21 protein-coding genes are annotated in these 21,703 nt (G+C 58.1%); 6 read left to right on the top strand and 15 right to left on the bottom strand.

The window, feature by feature from the left end; translation table 11 throughout:
• Nucleotides 1-44 precede the first annotated feature (44 nt).
• Nucleotides 45-749, top strand: a complete 705-nt coding sequence (locus E5334_RS06500; protein ID WP_136012787.1) for a 5'-methylthioadenosine/adenosylhomocysteine nucleosidase — start codon at nucleotides 45-47, stop codon at nucleotides 747-749.
• 120 nt (nucleotides 750-869) lie between these two features.
• Here the strand turns inward: E5334_RS06500 and E5334_RS06495 are convergent, their stop codons facing one another.
• Entirely contained in the window at nucleotides 870-1,349 is a 480-nt protein-coding gene (locus tag E5334_RS06495) for an S-ribosylhomocysteine lyase (protein WP_136012786.1), read from the bottom strand.
• Nucleotides 1,350-1,561: 212 nt separating this feature from the next.
• Between E5334_RS06495 and E5334_RS06490 the strand changes: the two genes are divergently transcribed.
• The 3 genes from E5334_RS06490 to E5334_RS06480 all read left to right on the top strand — a co-directional run bounded on the left by E5334_RS06490 (nucleotide 1,562) and on the right by E5334_RS06480 (nucleotide 6,583).
• Nucleotides 1,562-2,593 (top strand): prolipoprotein diacylglyceryl transferase, encoded by a 1,032-nt coding sequence (locus E5334_RS06490; protein WP_167604332.1) that lies wholly within the window; start codon nucleotides 1,562-1,564, stop codon nucleotides 2,591-2,593.
• A 168-nt stretch (nucleotides 2,594-2,761) separates the two neighbouring features.
• Nucleotides 2,762-4,633 (top strand): hypothetical protein, encoded by a 1,872-nt coding sequence (locus tag E5334_RS06485; protein ID WP_136012784.1) that lies wholly within the window; start codon nucleotides 2,762-2,764, stop codon nucleotides 4,631-4,633.
• A 96-nt stretch (nucleotides 4,634-4,729) separates the two neighbouring features.
• Nucleotides 4,730-6,583 carry a glycosyltransferase family 2 protein gene (locus tag E5334_RS06480; protein ID WP_136012783.1) on the top strand — a complete coding sequence of 618 codons (1,854 nt, stop codon included), beginning with the start codon at nucleotides 4,730-4,732 and terminating at the stop codon, nucleotides 6,581-6,583.
• A gap of 107 nt (nucleotides 6,584-6,690) precedes the next feature.
• Here the strand turns inward: E5334_RS06480 and E5334_RS06475 are convergent, their stop codons facing one another.
• The 4 genes from E5334_RS06475 to E5334_RS06460 are packed head-to-tail and all read right to left on the bottom strand — an operon-like array spanning nucleotide 6,691 to nucleotide 9,665.
• Nucleotides 6,691-7,467, bottom strand: a complete 777-nt coding sequence (locus E5334_RS06475; protein WP_136012782.1) for an ABC transporter ATP-binding protein — start codon at nucleotides 7,465-7,467, stop codon at nucleotides 6,691-6,693.
• An 8-nt stretch (nucleotides 7,468-7,475) separates the two neighbouring features.
• A complete protein-coding gene (locus tag E5334_RS06470; protein ID WP_136012781.1) occupies nucleotides 7,476-8,507 on the bottom strand; it encodes an ABC transporter substrate-binding protein in 1,032 nt (343 codons plus the stop codon).
• 25 nt (nucleotides 8,508-8,532) lie between these two features.
• A complete protein-coding gene (locus tag E5334_RS06465; protein ID WP_136012780.1) occupies nucleotides 8,533-9,327 on the bottom strand; it encodes an ABC transporter permease in 795 nt (264 codons plus the stop codon).
• Nucleotides 9,327-9,665 carry a thiamine-binding protein gene (locus tag E5334_RS06460; protein WP_136012779.1) on the bottom strand — a complete coding sequence of 113 codons (339 nt, stop codon included), beginning with the start codon at nucleotides 9,663-9,665 and terminating at the stop codon, nucleotides 9,327-9,329. The genes E5334_RS06465 and E5334_RS06460 overlap by 1 nt, the downstream gene beginning before the upstream one ends.
• A gap of 313 nt (nucleotides 9,666-9,978) precedes the next feature.
• Between E5334_RS06460 and E5334_RS06455 the strand changes: the two genes are divergently transcribed.
• Nucleotides 9,979-11,316, top strand: coding sequence for an amidohydrolase (locus E5334_RS06455; RefSeq protein ID WP_136012778.1), 1,338 nt, complete (start codon nucleotides 9,979-9,981; stop codon nucleotides 11,314-11,316).
• A gap of 25 nt (nucleotides 11,317-11,341) precedes the next feature.
• On the opposite strand, the gene E5334_RS06450 is transcribed toward E5334_RS06455, so the two are convergent.
• The 7 genes from E5334_RS06450 to E5334_RS06420 all read right to left on the bottom strand — a co-directional run bounded on the left by E5334_RS06450 (nucleotide 11,342) and on the right by E5334_RS06420 (nucleotide 17,142).
• Nucleotides 11,342-12,085 carry a type 1 glutamine amidotransferase gene (locus tag E5334_RS06450; RefSeq protein ID WP_136012777.1) on the bottom strand — a complete coding sequence of 248 codons (744 nt, stop codon included), beginning with the start codon at nucleotides 12,083-12,085 and terminating at the stop codon, nucleotides 11,342-11,344.
• Entirely contained in the window at nucleotides 12,075-13,466 is a 1,392-nt protein-coding gene (locus E5334_RS06445; protein WP_136012776.1) for a MurT ligase domain-containing protein, read from the bottom strand. The genes E5334_RS06450 and E5334_RS06445 overlap by 11 nt, the downstream gene beginning before the upstream one ends.
• A gap of 1 nt (nucleotide 13,467) precedes the next feature.
• Nucleotides 13,468-13,956 carry an Asp23/Gls24 family envelope stress response protein gene (locus tag E5334_RS06440; RefSeq protein ID WP_136012775.1) on the bottom strand — a complete coding sequence of 163 codons (489 nt, stop codon included), beginning with the start codon at nucleotides 13,954-13,956 and terminating at the stop codon, nucleotides 13,468-13,470.
• Nucleotides 13,957-13,979: 23 nt separating this feature from the next.
• On the bottom strand, nucleotides 13,980-14,399 hold the full coding sequence (locus E5334_RS06435) for a DUF2273 domain-containing protein (RefSeq protein ID WP_136012774.1): 420 nt from the start codon (nucleotides 14,397-14,399) through the stop codon (nucleotides 13,980-13,982).
• A gap of 1 nt (nucleotide 14,400) precedes the next feature.
• On the bottom strand, nucleotides 14,401-15,198 hold the full coding sequence (locus E5334_RS06430; RefSeq protein ID WP_136012773.1) for an Asp23/Gls24 family envelope stress response protein: 798 nt from the start codon (nucleotides 15,196-15,198) through the stop codon (nucleotides 14,401-14,403).
• A 185-nt stretch (nucleotides 15,199-15,383) separates the two neighbouring features.
• Complete coding sequence (locus E5334_RS06425) at nucleotides 15,384-16,181, bottom strand: YebC/PmpR family DNA-binding transcriptional regulator (protein WP_136012772.1); 798 nt, start codon at nucleotides 16,179-16,181, stop codon at nucleotides 15,384-15,386.
• 289 nt (nucleotides 16,182-16,470) lie between these two features.
• Entirely contained in the window at nucleotides 16,471-17,142 is a 672-nt protein-coding gene (locus E5334_RS06420) for an ECF transporter S component (protein WP_136012771.1), read from the bottom strand.
• A gap of 84 nt (nucleotides 17,143-17,226) precedes the next feature.
• Between E5334_RS06420 and E5334_RS06415 the strand changes: the two genes are divergently transcribed.
• On the top strand, nucleotides 17,227-18,420 hold the full coding sequence (locus E5334_RS06415) for a cation:proton antiporter (protein ID WP_136012770.1): 1,194 nt from the start codon (nucleotides 17,227-17,229) through the stop codon (nucleotides 18,418-18,420).
• Nucleotides 18,421-18,489: 69 nt separating this feature from the next.
• On the opposite strand, the gene E5334_RS06410 is transcribed toward E5334_RS06415, so the two are convergent.
• The 3 genes from E5334_RS06410 to E5334_RS08655 all read right to left on the bottom strand — a co-directional run.
• Complete coding sequence (locus E5334_RS06410) at nucleotides 18,490-19,902, bottom strand: ABC transporter ATP-binding protein (RefSeq protein ID WP_167604331.1); 1,413 nt, start codon at nucleotides 19,900-19,902, stop codon at nucleotides 18,490-18,492.
• Complete coding sequence (locus tag E5334_RS08660) at nucleotides 19,899-20,882, bottom strand: energy-coupling factor transporter transmembrane component T (protein ID WP_167604330.1); 984 nt, start codon at nucleotides 20,880-20,882, stop codon at nucleotides 19,899-19,901. The genes E5334_RS06410 and E5334_RS08660 overlap by 4 nt, the downstream gene beginning before the upstream one ends.
• Nucleotides 20,883-20,997: 115 nt before the next feature.
• On the bottom strand, nucleotides 20,998-21,703 hold a 706-nt coding region (locus E5334_RS08655; protein WP_275438967.1), incomplete at its 5' end, for a C40 family peptidase.

Raw genomic sequence — 21,703 nt, 5'->3', positions numbered from 1 at the left:
AGCGTGAATACCGAGAAACACCTCCGACTTAGAAGGGACATGTTATGAAGATCGGCATCATTGGCGCCATGGAGAACGAGGTTCGCGATCTGGTGGCCCATCTTTCCCAAGAGAGCATCATCTGCCGCAGCCATCTGGAGTTTCATGAGGGAACTCTCGAAGGTGTCCCAGTAGTGGTGGTGAAGTCGGGCATCGGCAAGGTATCCATGGCCGCCTGTGCCCAGCAGCTGGTGGATCTCTTTGGCGTGGACTGCCTGATAAACACCGGCGTGGCGGGAGCCTTAGGCGATCAGATCGAGGTGGGCGACGTAGTTGTTTCCACCCGCGTGGTTCACCATGACGCAGATGTCACCGCACTCGGCTATCCCATCGGCACCATGCCGGGCTATCCCACCTACTTCGAGGCAGATCCCCAACTGGTGGAGGCTTTCTTATCGGCAGTGGCAGAGGTCGCCCCCTCTGTCCACGTCTATTCGGGAACCGTGGCCTCCGGCGAGCGCTTTGTGGCCTCGGTGGAAGATCGCAAGAGGATCCACGAGCTTTTTGACGGCCTTTGTGCGGAGATGGAGGGTGCAGCCCTCGCCCAGGTGGCGTGGCTCAACGACATTCCCTTCGTGGTGCTTCGTGCCATGAGCGACAAGGCGGATGGCTCGGGAGCCGAGTCCTACCAGGCCTTCGAGGATGGGGCTGCCTCCACTATGGCCCATGCCCTCATGGCCGCCCTGCCCACCATCGCAGCCCAAAGATAGGGCGTTGGCTGGTCAGGCATCTGAGCTAGGCGCTAACTGGACAAGAAAAGAGCCGGCGTTCTTGCGAAAACGTCGGCTTTCTGGGTCAAATAAGTGGGACGTAGGGCACAACCACCGGGCCTACTCGCTATAGACGAGATGCGCCTTGTCGATATCGCGCAAAGTGCGATCCAAATAGCGACGGGCTTCCCACTGGGCCATGGGAAGATTGAGGTCTAGATAGTTGCCGCACTCTTTAGGATCTGCGCCGGGGACAGCTCCCTCATAGCCGGCAACCCACTCGAAGAGCTCTGTGACAAGAGGCACGACGTCGCGGGAGTCCATATCGCCCGCCATCACCAGATAAAAGCCGGTACGACAGCCCATGGGGCCAAAGTAGATCACCCGTTCAGCCCAGGTGGAATGGTTGCGCAAAAACGTGGCGCCCAAGTGCTCGAGGCAATGGATGGCTGCCGTGTCTATGACCGGCTCCTTGTTGGGAGTGGTCATGCGCACATCGAAAGTAGTAATGACCTCGTCGCCTGCCTTATCCTTGCGAGACACATAGACGCCGGGTTCTAAGGTGAGGTGGTTTACGGTAAAGCTTGCGATTTTGTCCACGAACAGCTCCTTTGCATGGTTGCCTTAGCGGATTCGGCAGCGTGAAACCGGTGGCCAGCTGCGCTTCTTCGTGCCTAGTGTGACACACAGGCGAAGGTGGCGTGTAGGGAGCGTGATGAGGCATGAGGAGCTCTCCACAGCGGGTAGGTTCTCTTTAGAATGCAGCTTCGGCCTTAGGGGGCACGGGTTTCTCGGCAGCTCCTGGAATGTTCGTGTTTCTATACCTCGCTATGAAGGGTGATGACTCCATGCATCAGCCAGCCGATAAGGACAACCTTGATGAGCGCAACCTTGAGGTGACTCGGGCTTATGAGCAGGGATTGAAAGATGCACAGGTAAAGGGCAACGAGCCAACTGGAAGCTCTGATGACAAAAAAAGCGGGCTGTTGAGCGATCTCTCGGTGCCTCAGGTGGCCGCCGGCGCACTGGCTGCGGTGACCTCGATGCTTCTCACCAACCAGATTGGCATCGCAGGGTCGGTCATCGGCGTGGCGGTAGGCTCGGTGGTATCTACGGTGGCCAGCTCGGTCTATAAGCGCATGGTGGCTACCGGTGCTTCAACCCTTAAAGAGAAGATAAGCACCTCAGATGATGAGCCAGGGGTCACTCGCCCCCTGGATGTTCACGAAGGCACCGTCGACGCCTCTGGGGCGCGCATCGCTCCTGAAGAGCTACGGCAGAGAGTCCATGCGCAGCAGGCTGCCCGCACCCATAAAAAGGTGGCAGTGGGCGTCATAGTGGTGGCCGTGGTAGCTGCGCTGATAGGCGTGGCGCTCTCGGCCGGCTTTGTGTCTCTTGCTACCGCAGGCCAGGGTTTGGGCACGAAGACCTCCCTGGTGGCTCCTAAGGAGCCACAGAAGAGCGATCAGGCCGCTGCCGCTGACAACGACGCACAAAAAAGCGCCGCTGCGAATCCGGATAATTCTACTGAGAACTCTTCCAATAAACCTCAAGATAGCAGCGCTGCCACTAATGGCAACTCTGATGCCGGCGACCAAAACGCCGCTGCTGCGGGGGGCGACGGGACTAACAGTGCTGCGGACAACACTTCCAACGGCGGGTCTTCCACAAATCCACAAAAGCCGGAGGATGGCACCGCTACTCCCCCTTCAGATCCCTCTACCAATGGCGAACAGGCTTCTGGCAATGCTTCTGGCACTCCTGGTGCGCAGCAAGGAGGCCAGAGTGCTCAAGGCACACAGGGAACTCAGGGCCAAGCCTCTGCCCAATCTACCAATAATTAGCGGAATGTAGGGCAATTAAATACCGGACAGTCTCTTAAAATATCCTTTATTTCACGAGCTGAAGAACGCAGTAAGAAACCTGTAAGTTATCAAAAGTCCCCATTTATTGAATCGATGGTAATTGGTATTCTAAAGACAGTCTGAAACCCCAAGACCCATCGAGGCTTCATGAGCACCACGGAGTTTTCTATCATTCTTCCTGCGTTGCCCAATCGCCCTTGGGCCGCAGCACTCAGCAGCTGTTTAGCCCAAGAGGGCGTTCGTGCCACTGTGACGGTACTGGCCACTTATGACACGGCAGACGGCGCCCCCGCTTTGGATCCCGCAGAAAGCGCCCTTTTGGAAGGCCTCTCTGTGCCTGATTCCATCGAAGTGCGCTGGGTTTCCGCGCATTCTGCCGAGGATCTGCACTCCTACCTGGCAGTGTTGCTCTCTACGCCGGCTCAATGGGTGATGCTTTTGCACCCAGATTGCGTGCTGGCTCCCACTGCCTGCGCCCAAGCCCGGGATCTCGCAGTGGCTCACGAGGCTTCTCTGGTGATCCCTGGAACTCAAGAGATTACCTTGGATACCGCTCAGGGTGAGGCCACCCAAGCGATCTTTGGCAGCCATCTGGCATCCTTGGATCCCGCCTGTCTTTTGGCAGACCACACCAGCGCCATCCTTGCCTGTGCCGCGATGCTTTCTGCCACCGTCCAGACCCCTGTGCGCCATAGCTTCCTCTTTAGCCTTTGCTCTTTGGCAAAGCGGGCGCATATCACCCAGATGCCGCTGGCAGAAGAGCTTTTCGAAGGCGCCCCCAAGACGCTCTGCGATTGCCGGGAGGTCTCCGAAACCGCCGCCATCGCTTCTCAAGTGGGTCGCATGATCTCCCAAAACCAGCGCTGGGATCAGCTGCGTGCCAGCTACGAGGTGCTCTGCCAAGAGCTGATCGAGCCCTTTGCCAGAGCCTGCTTCCCTGCAGCTTGTCATGCCGAAGCCTCTAAAATGGTGGCCAAAGAAGGCCCGGTGTCGCTTTTTGACACTTTGGCAGAGTGCTGGCCTCTCCCCGAGCTTGTCTCGAGCATTGCCTACTGGGCTACCTCTCATCCTGAGACCATCGCTTCGGTGGTGCTTCGCGCCGGCTGCCTGGAGGCCCACCTCAGCGCCCTTGATCGCGTGATGGTGGTCACCTGCCCTCAAAGTCCTCTGTCGCTGGACGACAGCAATGAGATCCAGGATGCCTTGGATCGCTTCGCCATTCAAACTTCGAAGTTTTACACAATGGCCCCCCTTGCTGCCGAGATACCCCTCGATGCTTGCAGCATCACTGCCCTTAAAGCCACGTCCTCTAGAGCAGCGTCATCGGAGGGCGCCTGTGGCTTCCCTCTGGCTTTGGCCCAGCGCTGGCACCGGACCCTCAGGGAGGAGGCGCCGGATCTGGTAGTCCTTCCGCTTTGCAACTCCCCCGAGCTCTTCTGGGGCGCCCTCATGGCGCGCCTGGCGCACATTCCGGTGGTGGCCGTTGCTCAGTCTGACACCCAGGATGGCTCCAAGGCGCCCTGGGCCAAGGCTGCCGCCAGTTTGGCCTCGGTGGTAGCGGTGGATGCCGAGACTGCAGACCCTTTGGTAGGCTCCAATACCACGGATCTCAATGGCTCCCAGTCTGCCAAGGAGCGTTTCTCGGCATCGCTGACCTCGGCGTTATTGGCAGCTCATGGCAAAGCCCCAACCATCATTCGCGGCGCTTCTGAGCCATTGGCCCTTTGGGCCAGCCGAGTGCTGGATGCCCTAGAAGAGCGGCTCTCCCAGCCTCCCGCGCCTTCCATGCCTGCTGACGCCCTGTTGCCTCTGTTCGACGCACGGCTTAACAGCGGGCAGCGGTCGTTCTTATCGGCAGAGCAGATGGCAGCTCAGCTCGAGGATCGTGTAGAAATTCTTGAGGCACGCCTGGCAGCTTCTCGAAGCGAGGCAGCCATGTTGCGCAGGCGTTTGGCAGAAGCCCAGGGCTTCACCCCAGAACCGCGCACCCCCAATTGTCCCCTCTCCCCCCCGAGATGATTGCTAATGCAACTTTTTTGGAAGGCCCATTAAGGGTAGAGTGTGAACTATCCGCGCACTCACACCCTTAATCACACCCTGCGAGGAGGCCTTCTTATGGCATGCGACGTCTCGGTCATCATTCGCTCTTCCAACGGCGGGGCTTATCTCCCCGCGGCAATTCAGGCGGCAATGGCCCAAGAAGGATTGAATTTCGAGATTGTGGTGGTTGATGACGCCAGCACAGATTCCACCGCCCAGGTAGCGGCAGAGGCATCGCTGGCTCATCCTTCGCTGCGCGTGATCTCTATGGCAGAGCACTCTGGCCGCATGGAAAGCTATCGCGCCGGCCTCAGGGCTTCTTCGGGCACCTATGTGCTCTTCTCGGATGCTCCAGACATGCTTTTGCCTCAAAGCCTAGGCCGTCTTTTCCAAGTGGCCAGCCAAACCCGCGCAGACATCCTGGTGACCTCCTCCGAGTTCAAGCCGCTGCTAGATTCCCTGGATGCCAATGATGTGCAGAGACCCGCAGCTTCGTCTCAAGCCTCCGTATCGCCCGAGGATACAGGCAATATCTCTGAGGCCCGCCTCTTGGCTGCCGACATCTTTAGCGACCAAGATACCGGTGCCGCCTTGCGCGTGGTGTCGCCCCTGATGCAGACGGTGGACGGCGAGGCCATCATCGACGCCTTCTTCCGCACTCGCAGCGTGCCGGTGCAACTGCGCGGGCGCCTCTTCAAAACCGAGCTGGCCCGCCACGCATTTGCAGAGATAGAAATCAACTCTGTAGCTTCTCACGACGAGGCGGTAGCAGGGTTCATGTGCGCCATCCTGGCTCAACGCCTGGTGGTGCGCCCGGATCTCCACGGCCTCGTCATTGCCGAGAACCCCGCTCCATCCCTTCTGGAAGCCTCTGATTTCGCCGCCATCTGCGCCAACCGGTCTACCGCCGAGGTGGCGGTAGGCTACCTCAACCGCTCCGAGCAGTGGGAGCGCTACTACGATGCCTGGGAGGGTTTGGCGGTGGGTTTGGTGCGCCAAGCCACCGATATCTTCCCTGCTCGGGTGCAGCCTGTGGCCTGGGCCGATGCCGCCACAGAGCTTCTCAATTCCTGGGGCGCCCCCTATATCGCCGCAGCCCTGGAAGACAACGAGGACTCCGATCTTTGCTCGGTCTCCATCGCGCTTGCAAGCTCGGCCGCCTTGGCGCAGACAGGAGCCAGGCCTCACAGCCTTGCTATTTTGGTGCGCGAGGGCGACGACTTGGTGCAGCTGCGAAAGCTCCAAGACTCACTGGCTTCTCGCCGCACCAGCTGCTCCATCATTGCCGAGGAAGGCGCTGCCACAGGCTCCCTTGCGGTGGCTCAAACCATTCCTGCTTACAGCTCACCGCTGGAGCGTGCCCGAGAACTCTCGCGCATTTTGAGCGACCTGGAGATCGACGGGTTGGTGCTCTCTGCCGGTGATGTGCGCGGGGTTTACGACGAGCTGGTAGCCCGAGCCCAGATGGTTCCTGTCGCCCTCATCGCCACTGAGCCTATCGAGTCGGTGGCCGCCTATCGCGCCATAGCCGCCCAGGTGGCTTTGGCCAGCTGCGTGGTGCCGGCCACTGGAGTCGATTCAGAGCTATGGAGCTTGCTGGGAGTGCGCATCGCCAGCCTAGGTGGGCTTGTGGCTTCGCTTTCCTTGGGCACCACCAGGGCAGACCTCAATGCCCGCCGTCTGGCGCTGCAGCTCAACACGCTGGTTCGCTCCTATCAGACGTCTATCGACAACCTCAAGGAATCCTGCGCCCACGCCATCGACCGCAACGGCCGCATGGAGACCCAGATCGCCGGTCTCAAAGATCGCTGCGCCAATTTGGAAGGACGTTTGGAAGAAGCCGTAGCTGAGCGCGACGAGCTGGAACGAGAACTGGAATCCCTGCGCTCCTCAGGAATCTTTTCTCGGCTGCGCCATAAAGGCAAGTAAATCGACAGCTCGCCAACCATACGTACAAGCTGTCGGCATTTCAAAGCGACCGCCCTTCTCCATACGTGGTGGAGAAGGACGGTCGGTTCGTGCATAATCGGCAACGCTTAGTGCTCTAGCAGCTCCAGTACCCGGCGTTTAATTGCCAGTGCGTCGGAAGTGAGCATGAATTGGTCGCGATCTTTGCGCGGGCACCCGATAGCCACCTCTCCCACCAGGCGGCTCACCTGACCCTGAGCAGGGTTTCCTGCCAGTACCAAAATGCGATCGGCCATGGCGATGGCCTCGTCCACATCGTGGGTCACCAGCATGCAGGTGAGGTCTAAGCGGCTCATGAGTTCCAAGAACCAGGAGCGCATGTCGGCTCGCGTGAGGGCGTCTAAGGCCGAGAAGGGTTCATCCATCAGCAGCACTGGATCATCCATCAAGTAAGTGCGCAGCAGGGCCGCCCGCTGACGCATGCCGCCTGAGAGTTGATCGGGATAGAGCTCCTGCGTCCCTTCAAGCCCAAAAGGATCCAGCTGTGAGGCTACCTGTGTCCGCGCCTCTTTGAGACTCATGCCTTTGAGCAGCAGGGGTAAAGCGGCATTGTCCTGCACCGTGCGCTCGGGGATGAGCAGGTCTTTTTGAAGCATGTAGGCAACAGACCCCGGCGCACCGGTAACGTCTTTGTCTCCTACAAACACTTGGCCGCGCTCAGGGGCAGTAAGGCCAGCCAAGGCATGGAAGAGCGTGGTCTTTCCCGAGCCCGATCGGCCTACCAGACAGACCAGCTCTCCAGCTGCCACCGAGAAGGACGCATCCTCCACGATGGGCTCTCCTTCCCAGGAGAGCCAGAGGTGGGAGGCCGCAAGCCCTGCTACTTGAGGATCGATGTCGCCCATAGCAGTCTTTACGCCTCCGGCAGGTATTCGTTGGTAAAGCCGCCGCTGGCCTCAATGGGCACCGGCGTGAGCTGTTGGTCATTCATCCATTGATAGAACTTCTCCCAACGACCCTTGTCGATGTAGCCCCACTGAGGCGCGTCAGCCACGTACTTGTCTGACAGGTATTCCTGGGAAGCCTTCGCCAACGCCGGATCGATCTCAGGATTGGCCGCCACAAGAATCTCTGCGGCATCATCGGGATTTTGCACCGCATACTCATAGCCTTTTTGAGTGGCTGCCAAGAAGCGCTTCACGGTGTCTGGCTGTTCTGCCAAGAAGCTGTCATTGGCGATGATCACAGGCGTGTAGTAGTCAAAGGTGTCGTCGATGTCGATAAAGGCCACGTAGTCTACCGGGTAGTCTTGGATTTTGGCATTTTGACCTGCCCAAGCCTCATAGCACCAGATGGCGTCGAATTGATCTGCCTTGAGACCGGTGACCTCGTCGGTGGAATTGGCAGGTACCAGCTCAACTTTGGACCAGTCCCCTCCGTCAGACTCCACTACCGAGCGCACGATGGCTTTTTCCACATCTTGATCCCAGGTGCCGTAGCGCTTGCCCTCAAGCCCTTTAGGCCTGTCAATGCCATCGCCCTCACGAGAGATAAGACCTGAGGTATTGTGCTGGACGATGGCGGCGACGGCGGTCACCGGGAAGGGGTTGTCGCTACCTAGGTAGTTGGCCATCACATCTTGATAGGACATGCCCAGCTGAGCCTTGCCAGTGCCCACCAGCGCATCGGCGCCATCCTCAGGGGGCTGCACAATCTCAAGATCGATGCCCTTGTTAGCATAGAAGCCCTTTTCCTGAGCCACGTAGATGCCTGTGTGGTTGGTGTTGGGGGTGTAATCCAGCACAAAGGTAAGTTTCTCCAAGCCATCGGAAGATGCCTGGGGTGTGCTTGCAGCATCATTGGAGTTGCAGGCAGCAAGCGAGAGGCCTGCCAAGCCGGCGCCTGCCAGCTTAAGAAAGCCGCTGCGGCTATAGGAGCGAATCATCGAGGACCTCCAAAAAATGAATGCGTTATTTGCTTTGGGAGAGATAGGAGATCTCTCCAGACTTTTTTGTGGCTGCACGCCAGGGCATGGCAATGCGCGCTATCAAGTCGATCAAACCCATGAGAGCTAAAGAGAGTGCAGAAATGATAAGGATCACGGCAAACATCTGGTCATAGGAGTAGGATTTGCGCACGCGAGTCATATAGACTCCCAATCCATCGAAACCTCCGAGCCATTCAGCTACTACTGCGCCTACCACGGCGTAGGTAGCGCTGATGCGCAATCCCGAGAAGAACGAACCCGCCGCAGCCGGGATCTTCACATAGCGAAAGATCTGCCAGCGATTGGCCCCCATGGTGCGCATGAGGTCTATGGCATCGGGGTCCACCGAGGCAAAGCCTTCTGCCAACGCTACCGTGATGGGAAAGAAGGTGGTGAGCGCCACCAGAAGCACCTTGGGCAGCATGCCATAGCCCAGCCACAACACCAAGAGCGGTGCGATGGCCACTGTAGGGATGGTCTGGCTTAGGGTTACCAAAGGATTGAGGGCGGCTTTTACCAGGGCGAAGCGATCCATAAGTACCGCAAGGCCAAAACCCGCTGCAACGCCACAGGCAAGGCCTACTAGGGCCTCTGTGAGGGTCACCAGGCCGTGGGAGGCCAGTAGAGGCGCATCGGCAATGAGCGCTTCTACCACATCCAAAGGGCTTGGCAAGAGAAAGGCGGGGACGAGGCCAAAGCTTACTGTGCACTGCCACACCGCAAGCACCACAACTACGGTAACGGTAGGGGCCACCCAAGAGCGACGAGCAGATCTCACTAGTTCTCCTCGGAATGAGAAGCATCGAATGCCGCATTGACCTGGGCATACTTGCCCACTTTGCGCTCAGTGGTGAGCAGGGGCTCTTGCGCCCTCACATCGATCTTCGCGTAGGTCATGACTTTGCCTGCGCCGGCCGCGATGGCGATGCGTTGACACTCGGCCAGAATGCTCATGCACAGATCATAGTCGCCTTCGATGGCAGATTCAAAGGGACCCACAAACAGGCTTACCGGTTGGGATTTGAGGTAATCGATGACCTCGTCCACAATGCGTACCACCTCATCGTCGCTGGCGGCGTCCATAGGCAGCACTTGAATGGCAACAGCGCACTCCATTGCACGTCCTTTCTGGCGGTATAAAAAATCCCGCCACATTGCGGGACCCGGAGGCGAAGTCGCATGGTCCCTACGCTGGCATTATCCAGATCAGGTTCTTGGGTCGAGCCGCTTGGGTGCTCCTCTCAGCCGGGCCATAAGCTCCCAGCTCCCCTTTGTCCATGGATTATAGCGCGCGCTAGGTGTGACGCAAAGGACGAGCTTATATCTGACAAACTCTTGGATTTATATTTACAGGTGAGACAGGCTCACACACTACAAGTCGACTACTCTAAAAGGAGGCCAAGAACTCCACTGCGGGGAGGATGCATCAATGACAGCGCCCGAATCCACTGCCACTTCCAATACCTCTTACCAAAGCCTTGACTACAAGCGTTTGGGCGAGGCAGTGACAGAGGCGCTCTCAGGAGTAGATGCGGCTGTAGTGGACTCCCAAGAGGTCCCTCAGCTCATCAAGAAGCTCAGTCAGGCAGTAGAGCCTGCGATGATAGAGATCCGCCGCTTCCTTCACGCCCATCCTGAGCCGTCTCTCAAAGAAGTTGAAACCGCTCGCACCATTACGCACCAGCTGGAGGCCTTGGGTATCCCCTACTACATGCCTTATGAGAACAGCGTGGTAGCCACCATCAAGGGCACCGCTCCCGGCGCCTACGATTCCCAGAGCCATCCCCGCAAGCGCCTGCTCATGCGTGCCGATATCGACGCCCTTCCGGTTCAAGAAGAGACTGGCGCACCCTATGCTTCTCAAACTCCTGGAATCATGCATGCCTGTGGCCATGATTGCCATGCTGCCATGCTTTTGGGAGCAGCCGCCATCCTTTCCCGCATTGCTCCCGTGCTTTGCGGCGAGGTGCGCTTGGTATTCCAACCAGCCGAGGAAAACTCCACCGGCGCCTCCATGATGGTGAAGGCAGGCGTGTGCGACGGCGTCGACGGAGCCTATGGCTGTCACATTTGGAGCGAGGTGCCGGCAGGCAAAGTCTCTCTCGAGGCCGGCCCGCGCATGGCTAACGCCGACTGGTGGCGCATCGACATCAAAGGCAAGTCTGCTCACGGTGCGCTTCCTCACCGCGGCGCCGACGCCATCCTCGCTGGCGCCGCCATCATCGAGGAACTCCAAACCATCGTGAGTCGCTCGGTCTCCCCTTTCGAGCCCGCCGTGGTGACTGTGGGCCAGTTTCACGGAGGCACCGCCCGCAATGTGGTGGCAGGCTCTGCCTGGCTTGAAGGCACGGTGCGCACCTTCGATCCCGAGATCCACGCGCGCATGCCGCTTCTTATGAAGCGCGTTGCCGAGGAGACCGCAGCCGCCTTGGGTTGCGAGGCCACGGTGAGCCAGTACGATTTGGGCAGTTGGGCTGTGGTAAACGACGCCCATGCCTCACAGATCGCCGCGCGTGCGGCGGAAGCGGTTCTCGGCAAGGATGCCATCGCTCGCTACCGAGGCTCCATGCCCGGCGAAGACTTCTCTGAGTATCTTTTCGAAGTGCCGGGCGTCTTCGTGTTTTTGGGTTGTGCCAACCCGGCGAAAGGTCCGGTACATCCTCAGCATTCCTGCTTCTACAACCCCGACGAGACCGTGCTCAAAAACGGCGTCGCCCTAGAGGCTGCCTATGCCTGGGAATTCCTGGGCGAGGGGCTTGCGCACTAGGGTGTCGCGTGAATCAGTAGTGCGACTATTCTTTCTCTTCGCCAGAAAGCAGGCGATCCGCCATCACCTGGTTGGCAGCCAGCTCCACCGAGTCATCCAAAGGCTCCAGTGTGCCGTCGCCGTAGCGACGCTCTAGCGCTGCCGACAAAAGCGCGTCTGCCACACCCGGGTTCTTGGGCAGCAGGGGCCCATGGATATAGGTGCCAACTACGTTGTCTTGCCAGCAGCCCTCATAGCCTGTGGTGCCGTCGTTGCCATGGCCAAAGAGCACTCTGCCCAAGGGACGGACGCCTGCGCCCAAGTGGGTGCGGCCCCCATGGTTCTCATAGCCCACGATGGGTTGAGGGGAAAGATCGCTCTCGATGGCAATGTTGCCGATGAGGCGAGGGTCGCCGCGATCGGTATAGAAGTCTACCAATCCCAAGCCTTCTACCTTCTCGTCGCCCATGAGGTAGGAGTGGCCTAAGAGCTGATAGCCGCCGCATACGGCAAGCAGCACTCCCCCATCGGCTACGTAGGCCGCAAGCTCGGCTTTTTGGGCCAGCAGCTTTTCGCACACGATGCGCTGCTCGCGATCGGAGCCGCCGCCGATAAAGACCAGGTCCACCTCTTTGAAGCTGGGGGTATCGTCGATGGAGACCTCGGCGATCTCTGGGATGAGACCGCGCCACTCCAAGCGTTTGGCCAGCGTGATGATATTGCCGCTGTCGCCATAGAGGTTCAAGAGCTCGGGGTAGAGATGGGCGATGCGCACCGACTTACCGCTCATGACTCTCCCCAATCTTTTCAAGCTCTGCCTTGGCAGGCCACAGGGCAGAATAGTTGGTAAGCACGTACAGAGGACGGTCTTTGGGCAGGGATGCTATGTGATCCAAGGCACCCTTGACGTCTGTGCAGAGCGGTGCGTCCATGCCGGCATATTTCATGCGCACCTGCAGTTCGTTGGCACGATGGCCGCCCACTGCCAGTGCGAGGTCGTCTTCCTGAGAGAGGCGCTCGAAGTCCACATCCCAGATCCAGGAGATGTCCTTGCCGTCGTTGTAGTCGTCATTCACCACAAAGAAGGCGGCTTTGGGGCGATCGTCGGCAAGCATCAAAGAAATGTTCTGGTTGAAGCCAGTGGGGTTTTTGGCTAAGTTGAGCACCACTTCTCGACCGTCCACATCAAAGCGCTGCAAGCGCCCGTTCTCCGGATGGTAGTGGTCTAGAGTGTCTTGGAACTGTTCTGGGGTCACCCCGGCCAGTGTGGCCCCAATGAAGGCGGCGAGCAGGTTGTAGACCATGTAGACTCCGCCAAAGGACGCCTTAAGGTGCACAGGCCACTGGGGTGTTTCAAGCGGGGAGGCTGCGGGTTTCTCGGCAGCAAGGGTGTGAGGACCTGCGACATCGAAGGAGACGCCTGTGCGCTCCACCTTGACATGCGTGGCGCGCCAGTCCAGCTGAGGCCGGGCGAAGTCTCCATTGGGGCATGCGAAGTTTCCCAGCTGGGCGTAGTGGCGGAAGACATAGTCGAGCTCTGCTCCGCAGACTTGGCAAAAGCGAGCCTCGGGCACGCGGTCGGGGGGAAGGCCCAATGCCTCGTCGATGCCAAAGGAGATGATGGGATTGTTGCCGGCAAGACGCAGGGCCACGCCCATGGAGAGAGGATCATCGCCGCAGACCACCAAGGTAGTGTCAGGGGATGCATCTAGGGCTTGGGCGATGGTGTCTTGCACGCGGTCGATCTCTCCTGCGCGGTCCAGCTGGTCGCGAAAGAGATTGAGCAAGATGAGATAGCGGGGTTTTAGGGCCGGCAAGATCTTGACGGTGGAGAGCTCGTCTGCCTCGATGACAGCCCATTGGGCGGCAGGCTTGGTCATAAGGGCGGCTGTGACGCCAGGGGCCATGTTGGCGCCGGCGCGGTTGCACATCACCGTCTGCCCAGAGGCTTCTATGGCCGAGGCCAGCACGTTGTTGGTAGTGGTTTTGCCGTTGGTGCCGCAGACCACGATGGAGCCCTCTACGTGGGAGGCCAGCTCGCTCAAGAGCTCAGGATCAAGGGCAAGAGCGATGCGTCCTGGCAGTTGAGAGGCGTTTCGATGAAGCACAGAGACAAGGCCCCAGCGCGCCAGTTTTCCGGCGCCTAAGGCAAAAGAAGCGCGCAACGTCATGCTAGTTGGCCTCACGCATGTCGTCATCCAGCTCGTCGGCCGCGATAACGTCTTCGATGCGCAGGTTCACGCCGGAGACCTCAAGGCCGGTCATGGACGAAAGCTCGCGCACCACAGCCTTTTTCACGTCTTCGAAGACCTGGGGCGCGTAGGCGCCGTAGGCCATAAGGATGGAGATGTTCACGCGCACGGAGTTGTCTTGCATGACCTCTACTGTGACGCCCTTGGTGAGATCTGCGCCGGTGAGCGTCTCTTGAACGCGCTTGAAAAAGCCGCCCTTCATGCCTACCACACCGGGGACGTCGCGGCAGGCGATGGCCACGATCTTCTCGATGACGCCGTTGGAGAAAGTGAGGGAGTCCTCGGAGTCTGCATCCTCGACGTCTTCGATGACGTCATCGTCTGTGGTTTGGGCCATGGCGCTCACAGGCAGCTGCACCAATGAAGATTCTTGAGCCTCAGAGGTTGAGGTGGTAGAAGCGTCGTTCATGATGTCTCCTTAAAGCTCGCGCTTTAGCGGTAATCGTTAGAAGGGGCAAGTAGATGCTTGACGGCATTGATGATGCGCGGGTCGCCGTCCAGCCATTGACCAAAGGCTACCCCGGCGGTGGCCATAAGCGCCACAAAAAGCGCCTGGAAGAAACCGACCCAAAAGATAAGCAGAGCCACCACCACTCCAAGCACGCCAAAGATCACCGCATTGGAATGGCCGGGCGCCAACCCCTCTAACCAACTGGCAGCAGTGGATCGCGTTTTGGCGGCCAGTCTGCGTGCATGGGCTCCTTGCGCCTTGAAGTTTGTGGCTGCGTCGGCAGGCTGGGAGCCTTTTTCCTGCCGAGAAGCTCCTGCCTCAGTAGTTGAGGCTTTTTGAGTGGACTCGCCATCGGCAGACTCCACATCGACTTCGACGGTTACAGGAGGCTTTTTGGCCATGCTAGTGCACCTCCTTAGAGCCTGCAGGCTTTATAGCCTGAGGATGCACGATGGTAACCTCAGAAGAGCTGCTGGTAGAAGCTTCGGATTCTGGAGAGACTGCTTCTTCCGGTGACAAGCCTGTAGAGCTTTGAGCATCCTTCGAGGCTTCGATTCCGTAAGGTACGGGTTTCTCGGCAACTTGGCCGGTATCATGACGCAGGGCACGATCGGCCTTGTGGGCGGCGGTGGGCTTGAAGCTGCCATTCTTTTGAGGGGACACGGCGTTGCCGGGAGTGATGTCGGCAGTTTGGCGAGGCTCCAAAAAGCGCAGAGTCAACGATCCCAAACGGTCACCAATGAGAATGGTGAGTCCCCGGCGCAATGATTCTTGGAGGGCCTGAGCCTCGGCCTGGACATCGAGAGAGTGGTAGGGCTGGATCCAAAGGGCTACATCCACCTGATCGCGATGGCGAGTATCTACCACCACCTTGGTAACCAGGCATAGGCCGTCAGCCTCGGCCAGATAGGTGGCTTGGGACGCCACCGCAGAGCGCGCGATGGAAACGCGGTCGCCATCTTCATTGATGACTTCGATGTCTTTGGGTTTTTTGGCGCGCACCCCAGACACAAAGAGACAAATGAATCCTACGAGCCCTATGACGATGAAGGCTTCTGTGAGGAAGACGAACCAGTCAAGGGCGAACAAGGCAGAGATCTGGGCTGTCCAAGGGCCGAGCCACCAGACAAGGCCAAGACCAACCACTAGCAATCCCAGCAGCGAAAAGACTATGAGGCAGAAGCGCTTGAACCCATTCATGGACTTCATCCCTTCGACATTCATCTATGGGTGTGCCCAACGGCACGTGCAATAGATGCCTCTTCACTGTAAACGCTCCCGACCACTCAGGCGCTGATCCTGTGCAAAAAGAAACCCGGTTTCCAAAAACGTCACCAGACGTCTTGGAAAACCGGGCAAAAATGCAACTTTTGAGAAGCTAAGGACTACTCCTCATCCAGAGCAGCGGCGATCTCGTCTGTCATCTCCATGGTGTTGTAGACGTTTTGCACGTCTTCCAGCTCCTCCAAACGGTCTACCAAGCGCTGGACCTTCTTGGCATCTGCCACGGAGACCTGGCTGGGGGTGGTGGGAACCATGGTGAGCTCCGAGCCCTTGACCTCGATGCCCTGAGCCTCAAGGCCAGCCTGGACGTTTTGCATGTTGTCGTAAGCGGTGTAGACGATCCACTGATCGCCGGCATCCTCGTAGTCCTCGCCGCCGGCCTCTGCCACGGCCATCATGAACTCGTCCTCATCGGTAGCGTTGGGGCGGTCCTCGACCTTCTTGTCATCAGACTTGATGATCTTGTCTACGGCGATGGAACCCTTGCGCTCGAACTGGAAGGCCACCGAGCCAGAAGTGCCCAGGTTGCCGCCAGAGTGAGAGAAGGCAGAGCGCACGTCTGCGGCGGTGCGATTGCGGTTGTCGGTGAGGCATTCCACATAGACGGCGACACCAGCAGGGCCGTAGCCCTCATAGGTGACGTTCTCGTAGACGGCAGCATCTGCGCCGGCGCCAAAGGCCTTGTCAATAGCGGCCTTGATCTTGGCGTTGGGCATGGAAACCATGCGGGCGCGAGCAACGGCTGCAGCCAAAGAAGCGTTGTTGTCCGGGTTTGGATCGCCGCCCAGTTTTGCCGCAACGGTGATGTTGCGGGAGAGCTTAGAGAATAAAGTGGAACGCTTGGCGTCGATGGCCGCTTTCTTGTGCTTGGTAGTGGCCCACTTAGAGTGTCCGGACATGCATGCTCCTTCGATTTGGTACTGGCGCTCACCTGAGCGCTGCGGTTGGTGTCTTGGCGCTGATGCTGCCGGCTAAAGGCGCGCTCAGAGTAAACTCTGGACTCTACCTACCCAAAAGCAAAAGCCTTGAGGCCAGCCAACAGATCCTAAAGACGCACAGATCCATAACCCCGCAATGATACCACGGTGTCCCCATCGCACTACCCCCTATCTCACAGAAGAACGGCTCTCCATGAAGGGAAGGACGCTTGTGCATGATTGCATGGCCTGACGCCCTCTTTGAGATCTCCTATTCCAAGAGGCCGTAGCGTTGCTTGAAACGCTTGAGCACACGCCCCCAGCTATCCCAGAGCAACCACAGAAATGCCGCAGTGGCAACGCCATGTACCAGATCAAATGCGAGAGAGGCTGCACAGGTGGCCATGATACTGGCCCAACTCAAGGGCCTGACAAAGCCTACCAATGTATACCCGTTCATAATAAGGCCAAAGCCTAGAGCCGCTACAAAACCAAATGCTGCGGCTTGATATTGCGTTCTAAGCCATCCATGCTTAGCCCATATCCCTGCCATGTAGCCCATGAGTCCCCAGGCATACATCTGCCAAGGCGTCCAGGATCCCTGTCCAAAAAAGAGATTGGATACCAAAGCCGCCAGAGCTCCGCATAAAAAGCCGCTGCGCGAGCCTAGAGAGGCGCCTGTCAAAATAACGATAGCCGATAAAGGCTTCACATCGGGGACGGCAGCAAACAGCATTCTGCCCACCGCCCCGAGGGCAGCGAGGCTCACCGCAGGAAGAAACTGACGCAACGCGGGAGTGGAGGTCTCCCATCCTGCAAGCATTATCCCTAAGGCTGCAGACACCACCACTGCCGACAAGAGCGCCCAGGGGCCTTGAAACCAAAGCCCTAGCACCAATACGCAAGGCACTGCAGCCAGTGCGCAGGGTTCCAACTTTTGCATAGCAGGTCCTTCTGGGTAGATAGCTAAAAACTCCAAAGGGCATCTGATAAGAAGATGCCCTGACTCTCACATTGGGGGCAACCTGTGGCAGCCGCTCTATTCTCATTAGCCATTGTATGTGTGGCCACCTTCGTGGGGCCGTTTTTATCATCCCTTATTCCCGGCAATTGGATACAAGCGGGAGCGTTCATCCTTATTCTGGGATCTCTCTTAGGTCCCCACGGCGCAGGTCTCATTGATCCGGCTGCCCCAGGTTTGCCTTTGCTGCGTCAGCTAGGGTTGGCTTTCATCTTTCTTATGGGCGGCTACAATCTCGAGCCTTCTCGCGTGGTGGGCTCCACCGGGCGCCATGCCATGCTGGCCTGGCTGTCTTCCTTTGGATTGGGTCTTCTAGTGGCTTGGCTGTTGCCCTTGGAGTTTTCTGCCAAAGCCCTCATAGCCTTTGCCATTTCCCTTACCTCCACCGCATTCTCCAAGGTCGAGAGCATATTGTCTGCCCGTCATGAACTTGATACTCCTATGGGCAAAGTCACAGAATCCTATGGCGCCACAGGAGAGCTTCTGCCAGTGGTTGCCGTTGCGCTGCTTTTGGAAGAGAGATCTCCTTTGGTGGAGCTTGGAATCATGGCCTTCTTCGTGGTGGTGGCATTGGTGGGCAAGCGCCTGGTGCTCCATGAGGAACATGCCCATAGCAAGCTGGATGTCTTTGTGCATAAGGGCGCAGATTCCAACCAGATGATGCTTCGACTGGTGATCGCTATTCTTGTAGGTCTGGTGGCCCTAGGCGTCATTTTAGGTGCCGATATGATTGTGGCAGGCTTTGCTGCCGGCTTCATCCTGCGTCAGCTCACACCTGACGACTCTCCAGTCATAGGCCAGGTAAAGATTGTGGCCTACGGCTTCTTTGTGCCAGTGGCCTTTGTGCTATCCGGTTGCAATATCGATGTCTTCGAAGGCGGATCTGAGCCTCTCGTCGTAGCCGGGTTCATTCTCTTGCTTTTGTTGGTGCGCGGGTTGCCCGTCTTTGTGACCTTAAGCCTCGCCCCCGAGACCCGCTCCATGAATCCCTGGCGCCGCTTCAATATTGCCATCTATAGCTGCACTGCCATGTCCACCGTGGTGGCCATGACCTCAGTGGCCCAGGAAGCCGGCGACATGACTGCCCACATTGCTTCTGTGTTGGTATTCGCTGCTGCCCTTACCACTATCGTGGTGCCTATCATCACGCGTCTGGTAGAGAAGACCCATAGCCAGGCCCAGCTCAAAAGCCACGCCTGAGCGAGTGGCAACCTTTCGATCGCCTTCATATCCAATGATCTCGCACAAGACCTGCTTCGCTCTATGACGCTACCCCAAAAGCGAGTCCTGGAAATATGCGCCTGTCTCTTGCGTAGTGCAAATGCCTCCATCAAACATGAGAGAGGTAGCATGGCTGGCTACCCGCGCAAAGTCCAAGTCATGGGTGGCATAAAGGATAGCGCTCCCCTCCTGCGCCGCCTCGCACAAAAGATTTGCCACCAGGGATTTGAGCGAGCTGTCCAGCCCTTTGACCGGTTCATCCAACAAAAGAAGCAAGGGCTTAAGTAAGAGCAGCTTGCCTAGAGCGAGCAGTTGAAGCTGGCCTCCAGAAAGCGAAGGGGGGTCTTGTTCCCATGCCTTTAAAAGCCCAAGCCTTTTAGCCATGGCGCGCGCATCATGCTCTCCATAACCTACAGAGGTCGCCCACTCCATCAGCTCTTCTCCCACAGTCTCTGAGATCAAAAGCTCCATAGGATCCTGCGGCAGGTAGGCAACGCTTTGTGCTACCTGGTTGTGAAGAGTGCCCCGACTGGCTCTGGTGATGCCCGCCAGTGTTTTTAGCAGGCTGGATTTGCCAGACCCATTGCCTCCCACCAATGCGCGCATCTCTTTGGCGGCCAAGGTGAGGTCGCACTGCCTTAACACCCAGGGGTCGCGCTTGGTGTAGCGCATCCAAAGATCATGAGCCTCCACCACCGTTACTCCCAGCTGAGGCAACGGCGTTTCTCGGCAAAGAGGAGCGGGAGAGGCCAAGGAAGATAGCTCTTGAGCCTCCAGGCGCCCGTGAGAGAGACGCACGGCCATGGACGCATAAGGGGCGATGGCAGAAGCTCGGTGAGAAGCCACCACTATCGTGATGCCTAGCTGCTGGTTGAGCCGGTATAAACTGCCGAGAAAAGCCCCCTCAGCCACAGGGTCTAGTTGCGAGGTGGGCTCGTCAAGCAGGAGCACCGATGGCCTGAGGGCGCAGACTGCGGCGAGGGCTACCAGTTGGCGCTGGCCACCGGATAGTTCTGCACAGGGGCGATGCAACCAGGGGTCGAGACCCAAAAAGGCGCAGGTCTCAGCGATAGAGCGCTTCATTGCATCCTGGGGCACATCGAGGTTTTCAAGGCCAAACGCGAGTTCGCCAATGACGGTGTCGGCCACGATTTGAGCCGAAGGATCCTGGCCCACAAATCCTAGCGATCTGGCTGATACCTCTTTTGAGAGCCGGGATACCGGAGTGCCTTGGAAGGACACCGTTCCACTGAGATTGCCTTTGGGTGCCAACTGGGGTTTTGCTAAGCGCAAGAGAGTGGATTTGCCCGAGCCTGTAGCCCCAGTGAGAAGGCAGAAGGCTCCTTGAGGCACTTGGAGTCTCACGTCATGAAGAACATCGATGACAGGAGAGGCTGCATCCAGGGCTGGATAGCTAAAGCTCACCGAATCCCAGGATAGAATTATGGGACTGAGGCTCATGGCATCCTCCTCTCTTGAAAGGTCAGATAGCCAAAGACAGCCAGGGGCATTCCCAAAAGCACCAGCGACAAAAGGTTGACGGGGCCAGGAAGGATTCCCCCTAAAAGTGCCTGGGGTGCGAGAGCGCTTGCCCAACCTGCCTGGTAGTAGAAGGAGGAGCTGAGCATGAACCCGTCTGCCATGAGAAGCATCGCGAACTGCACCTTTTGGGATAGGGTCCAACGCCATTGGCGATAATGGCTTCTAGGGCCCACTCCCCACCCACGAGCTTCCATGGAAGAAGCGCGAGAGAGCGAGTCTGCTAGAGTCCAGCCCAACAGTGCGGTAGAGATGCAGGCAGCCCAACTCAGTTTTGCGCTGATTAATCTGGGGCGCACAACCTTTGGGGGCACGGGTTTCTCGACAAGGGTGGAGCCGGGAGCATTTTGAGCGTTTGGGGGTCGCGAGGCCGTGCAGGCTTCTCTAACAGCCTTGGCGCCTTGAGCCTGCACAAAGAGATCGGGCACCAGGCGCATTGCCATAGAGACCATCAGCGCCAGTGTGGGGGTCGTCGAACCCAAAAGATCGCAAAGACCATCGGCGGGAAGGATGAGTCCAAAGACCTCCAGCCAAGCCAGTGAGGCTGCAAACATGAGACCCATGAGGATTCCCCACATAAGGCTTTCACCATAGATGGCGAAGGGCCCTAGAGTGAGGAGCGCATGGGTGCCCGAAGGAGAAATAAGCGGATTGAGCACCATAATGACGATCAGGAGCGGCGCAGCTTGCCTGAGCGTGCGCAGGCAAGCGGCAGGCCCGCGGACAAAACCGATAAAGCCCAGGGCAAGCAGCAAGGACATGGCAAGCATCACCACAGAGAAGCATCCCAAAGTGATCAAGAGCGGCGTGAGGGCCAAGAGTGCTCTCAAGGCTGGGTGCAGCTGGCCAAAGAGCGGCTGCTGCGAATGGCATTTGTAGATGTCGAAGAAACCACTGGTCACAAACGAACTCCTTGGATGGCGAGGATTACCCAGCAGTCTAGCGAAAGAGGCCTCCTGTTACGAAGGCCTCTTTGAGGGGAATCAAAACCCCGTATTTCACCTAGAGTCTAAAGCCTTAGACGTAAAGGCGGCCCACTCCCAGATAATTGGCGCCTGAGGCTCGAATGGAAGCTTGGCGCACGCGTCCAGGAACGGCTTCGATCACCTGGTCGTTTCCAATATAGATAGCTACATGGCCGGGCCAGAAGATAAGGTCGCCCGGGGCTCGGCACTCGAAGGCGATCTTTTGGATCTTGCCGTAAGACCAGAAGTTATTGGCGTCGTGGCTATGCCACCCATGAGGTCCAGTGATCCAATGGTTATAAGGATTGAATTCTCCCAGATCCATGCCAGTTGCATAGGCGCACTGGTAAACCAAGCCAATGCAGTCCACCCCTACTCCAGGAGCGTCAGAGTAATTCCACCTGTAGGGGGTGCCTAGGTAGTTGCGAGCCCGCGCCAAGAACGCGCTGATGCATTGCTCTCGAGTGGCATCTGCCCTAATGGTAGGCACGGTGACATAATAGCCATGGCCTGCCCCCGGGAACCGCACCCCATAGGAAGACACCTGATAGTAGTTGGAAGGGTTTTGCCAACCTGTCTTTCCCGATGCAGGAAGGCTGGGATCCCAGGCGCCCGACCCATTGACCCACCAGGAGCCAATCCATTCGTTGTGTGCCATGGCTCCCGAGCCATCGCAGTAATACCAATAGTCGCCGTCTTGAAACCACCCTGTCTTCATGGCGCCGTCGTCGGGGCCGCCCAGATAGTACCAGGCCCCT

Origin of the sequence: Muricaecibacterium torontonense (assembly GCF_004793925.1) — a bacterium.
Classification (GTDB): domain Bacteria; phylum Actinomycetota; class Coriobacteriia; order Coriobacteriales; family Atopobiaceae; genus Leptogranulimonas; species Leptogranulimonas caecicola.
The sequence above is the reverse complement of the archived record's forward strand: the minus strand, read 5'-3'. Positions and strand labels throughout refer to the sequence as shown.

Bases quoted from the DNA above. Each gene is read 5' to 3' on its own strand.
- E5334_RS06500 (WP_136012787.1), top strand. From the start codon at position 45: ATGAAGATCGGCATCATTGGCGCCATGGAGAACGAGGTTCGCGATCTG.
- E5334_RS06485 (WP_136012784.1), top strand. From the start codon at position 2,762: ATGAGCACCACGGAGTTTTCTATCATTCTTCCTGCGTTGCCCAATCGC.
- E5334_RS06480 (WP_136012783.1), top strand. From the start codon at position 4,730: ATGGCATGCGACGTCTCGGTCATCATTCGCTCTTCCAACGGCGGGGCT.
- E5334_RS06475 (WP_136012782.1), bottom strand. From the start codon at position 7,467: ATGGGCGACATCGATCCTCAAGTAGCAGGGCTTGCGGCCTCCCACCTC.
- E5334_RS06470 (WP_136012781.1), bottom strand. From the start codon at position 8,507: ATGATTCGCTCCTATAGCCGCAGCGGCTTTCTTAAGCTGGCAGGCGCC.
- E5334_RS06460 (WP_136012779.1), bottom strand. From the start codon at position 9,665: ATGGAGTGCGCTGTTGCCATTCAAGTGCTGCCTATGGACGCCGCCAGC.
- E5334_RS06455 (WP_136012778.1), top strand. From the start codon at position 9,979: ATGACAGCGCCCGAATCCACTGCCACTTCCAATACCTCTTACCAAAGC.
- E5334_RS06450 (WP_136012777.1), bottom strand. From the start codon at position 12,085: ATGAGCGGTAAGTCGGTGCGCATCGCCCATCTCTACCCCGAGCTCTTG.
- E5334_RS06445 (WP_136012776.1), bottom strand. From the start codon at position 13,466: ATGACGTTGCGCGCTTCTTTTGCCTTAGGCGCCGGAAAACTGGCGCGC.
- E5334_RS06440 (WP_136012775.1), bottom strand. From the start codon at position 13,956: ATGAACGACGCTTCTACCACCTCAACCTCTGAGGCTCAAGAATCTTCA.
- E5334_RS06435 (WP_136012774.1), bottom strand. From the start codon at position 14,399: ATGGCCAAAAAGCCTCCTGTAACCGTCGAAGTCGATGTGGAGTCTGCC.
- E5334_RS06430 (WP_136012773.1), bottom strand. From the start codon at position 15,198: ATGAATGGGTTCAAGCGCTTCTGCCTCATAGTCTTTTCGCTGCTGGGA.
- E5334_RS06425 (WP_136012772.1), bottom strand. From the start codon at position 16,181: ATGTCCGGACACTCTAAGTGGGCCACTACCAAGCACAAGAAAGCGGCC.
- E5334_RS06420 (WP_136012771.1), bottom strand. From the start codon at position 17,142: ATGCAAAAGTTGGAACCCTGCGCACTGGCTGCAGTGCCTTGCGTATTG.
- E5334_RS06410 (WP_167604331.1), bottom strand. From the start codon at position 19,902: ATGAGCCTCAGTCCCATAATTCTATCCTGGGATTCGGTGAGCTTTAGC.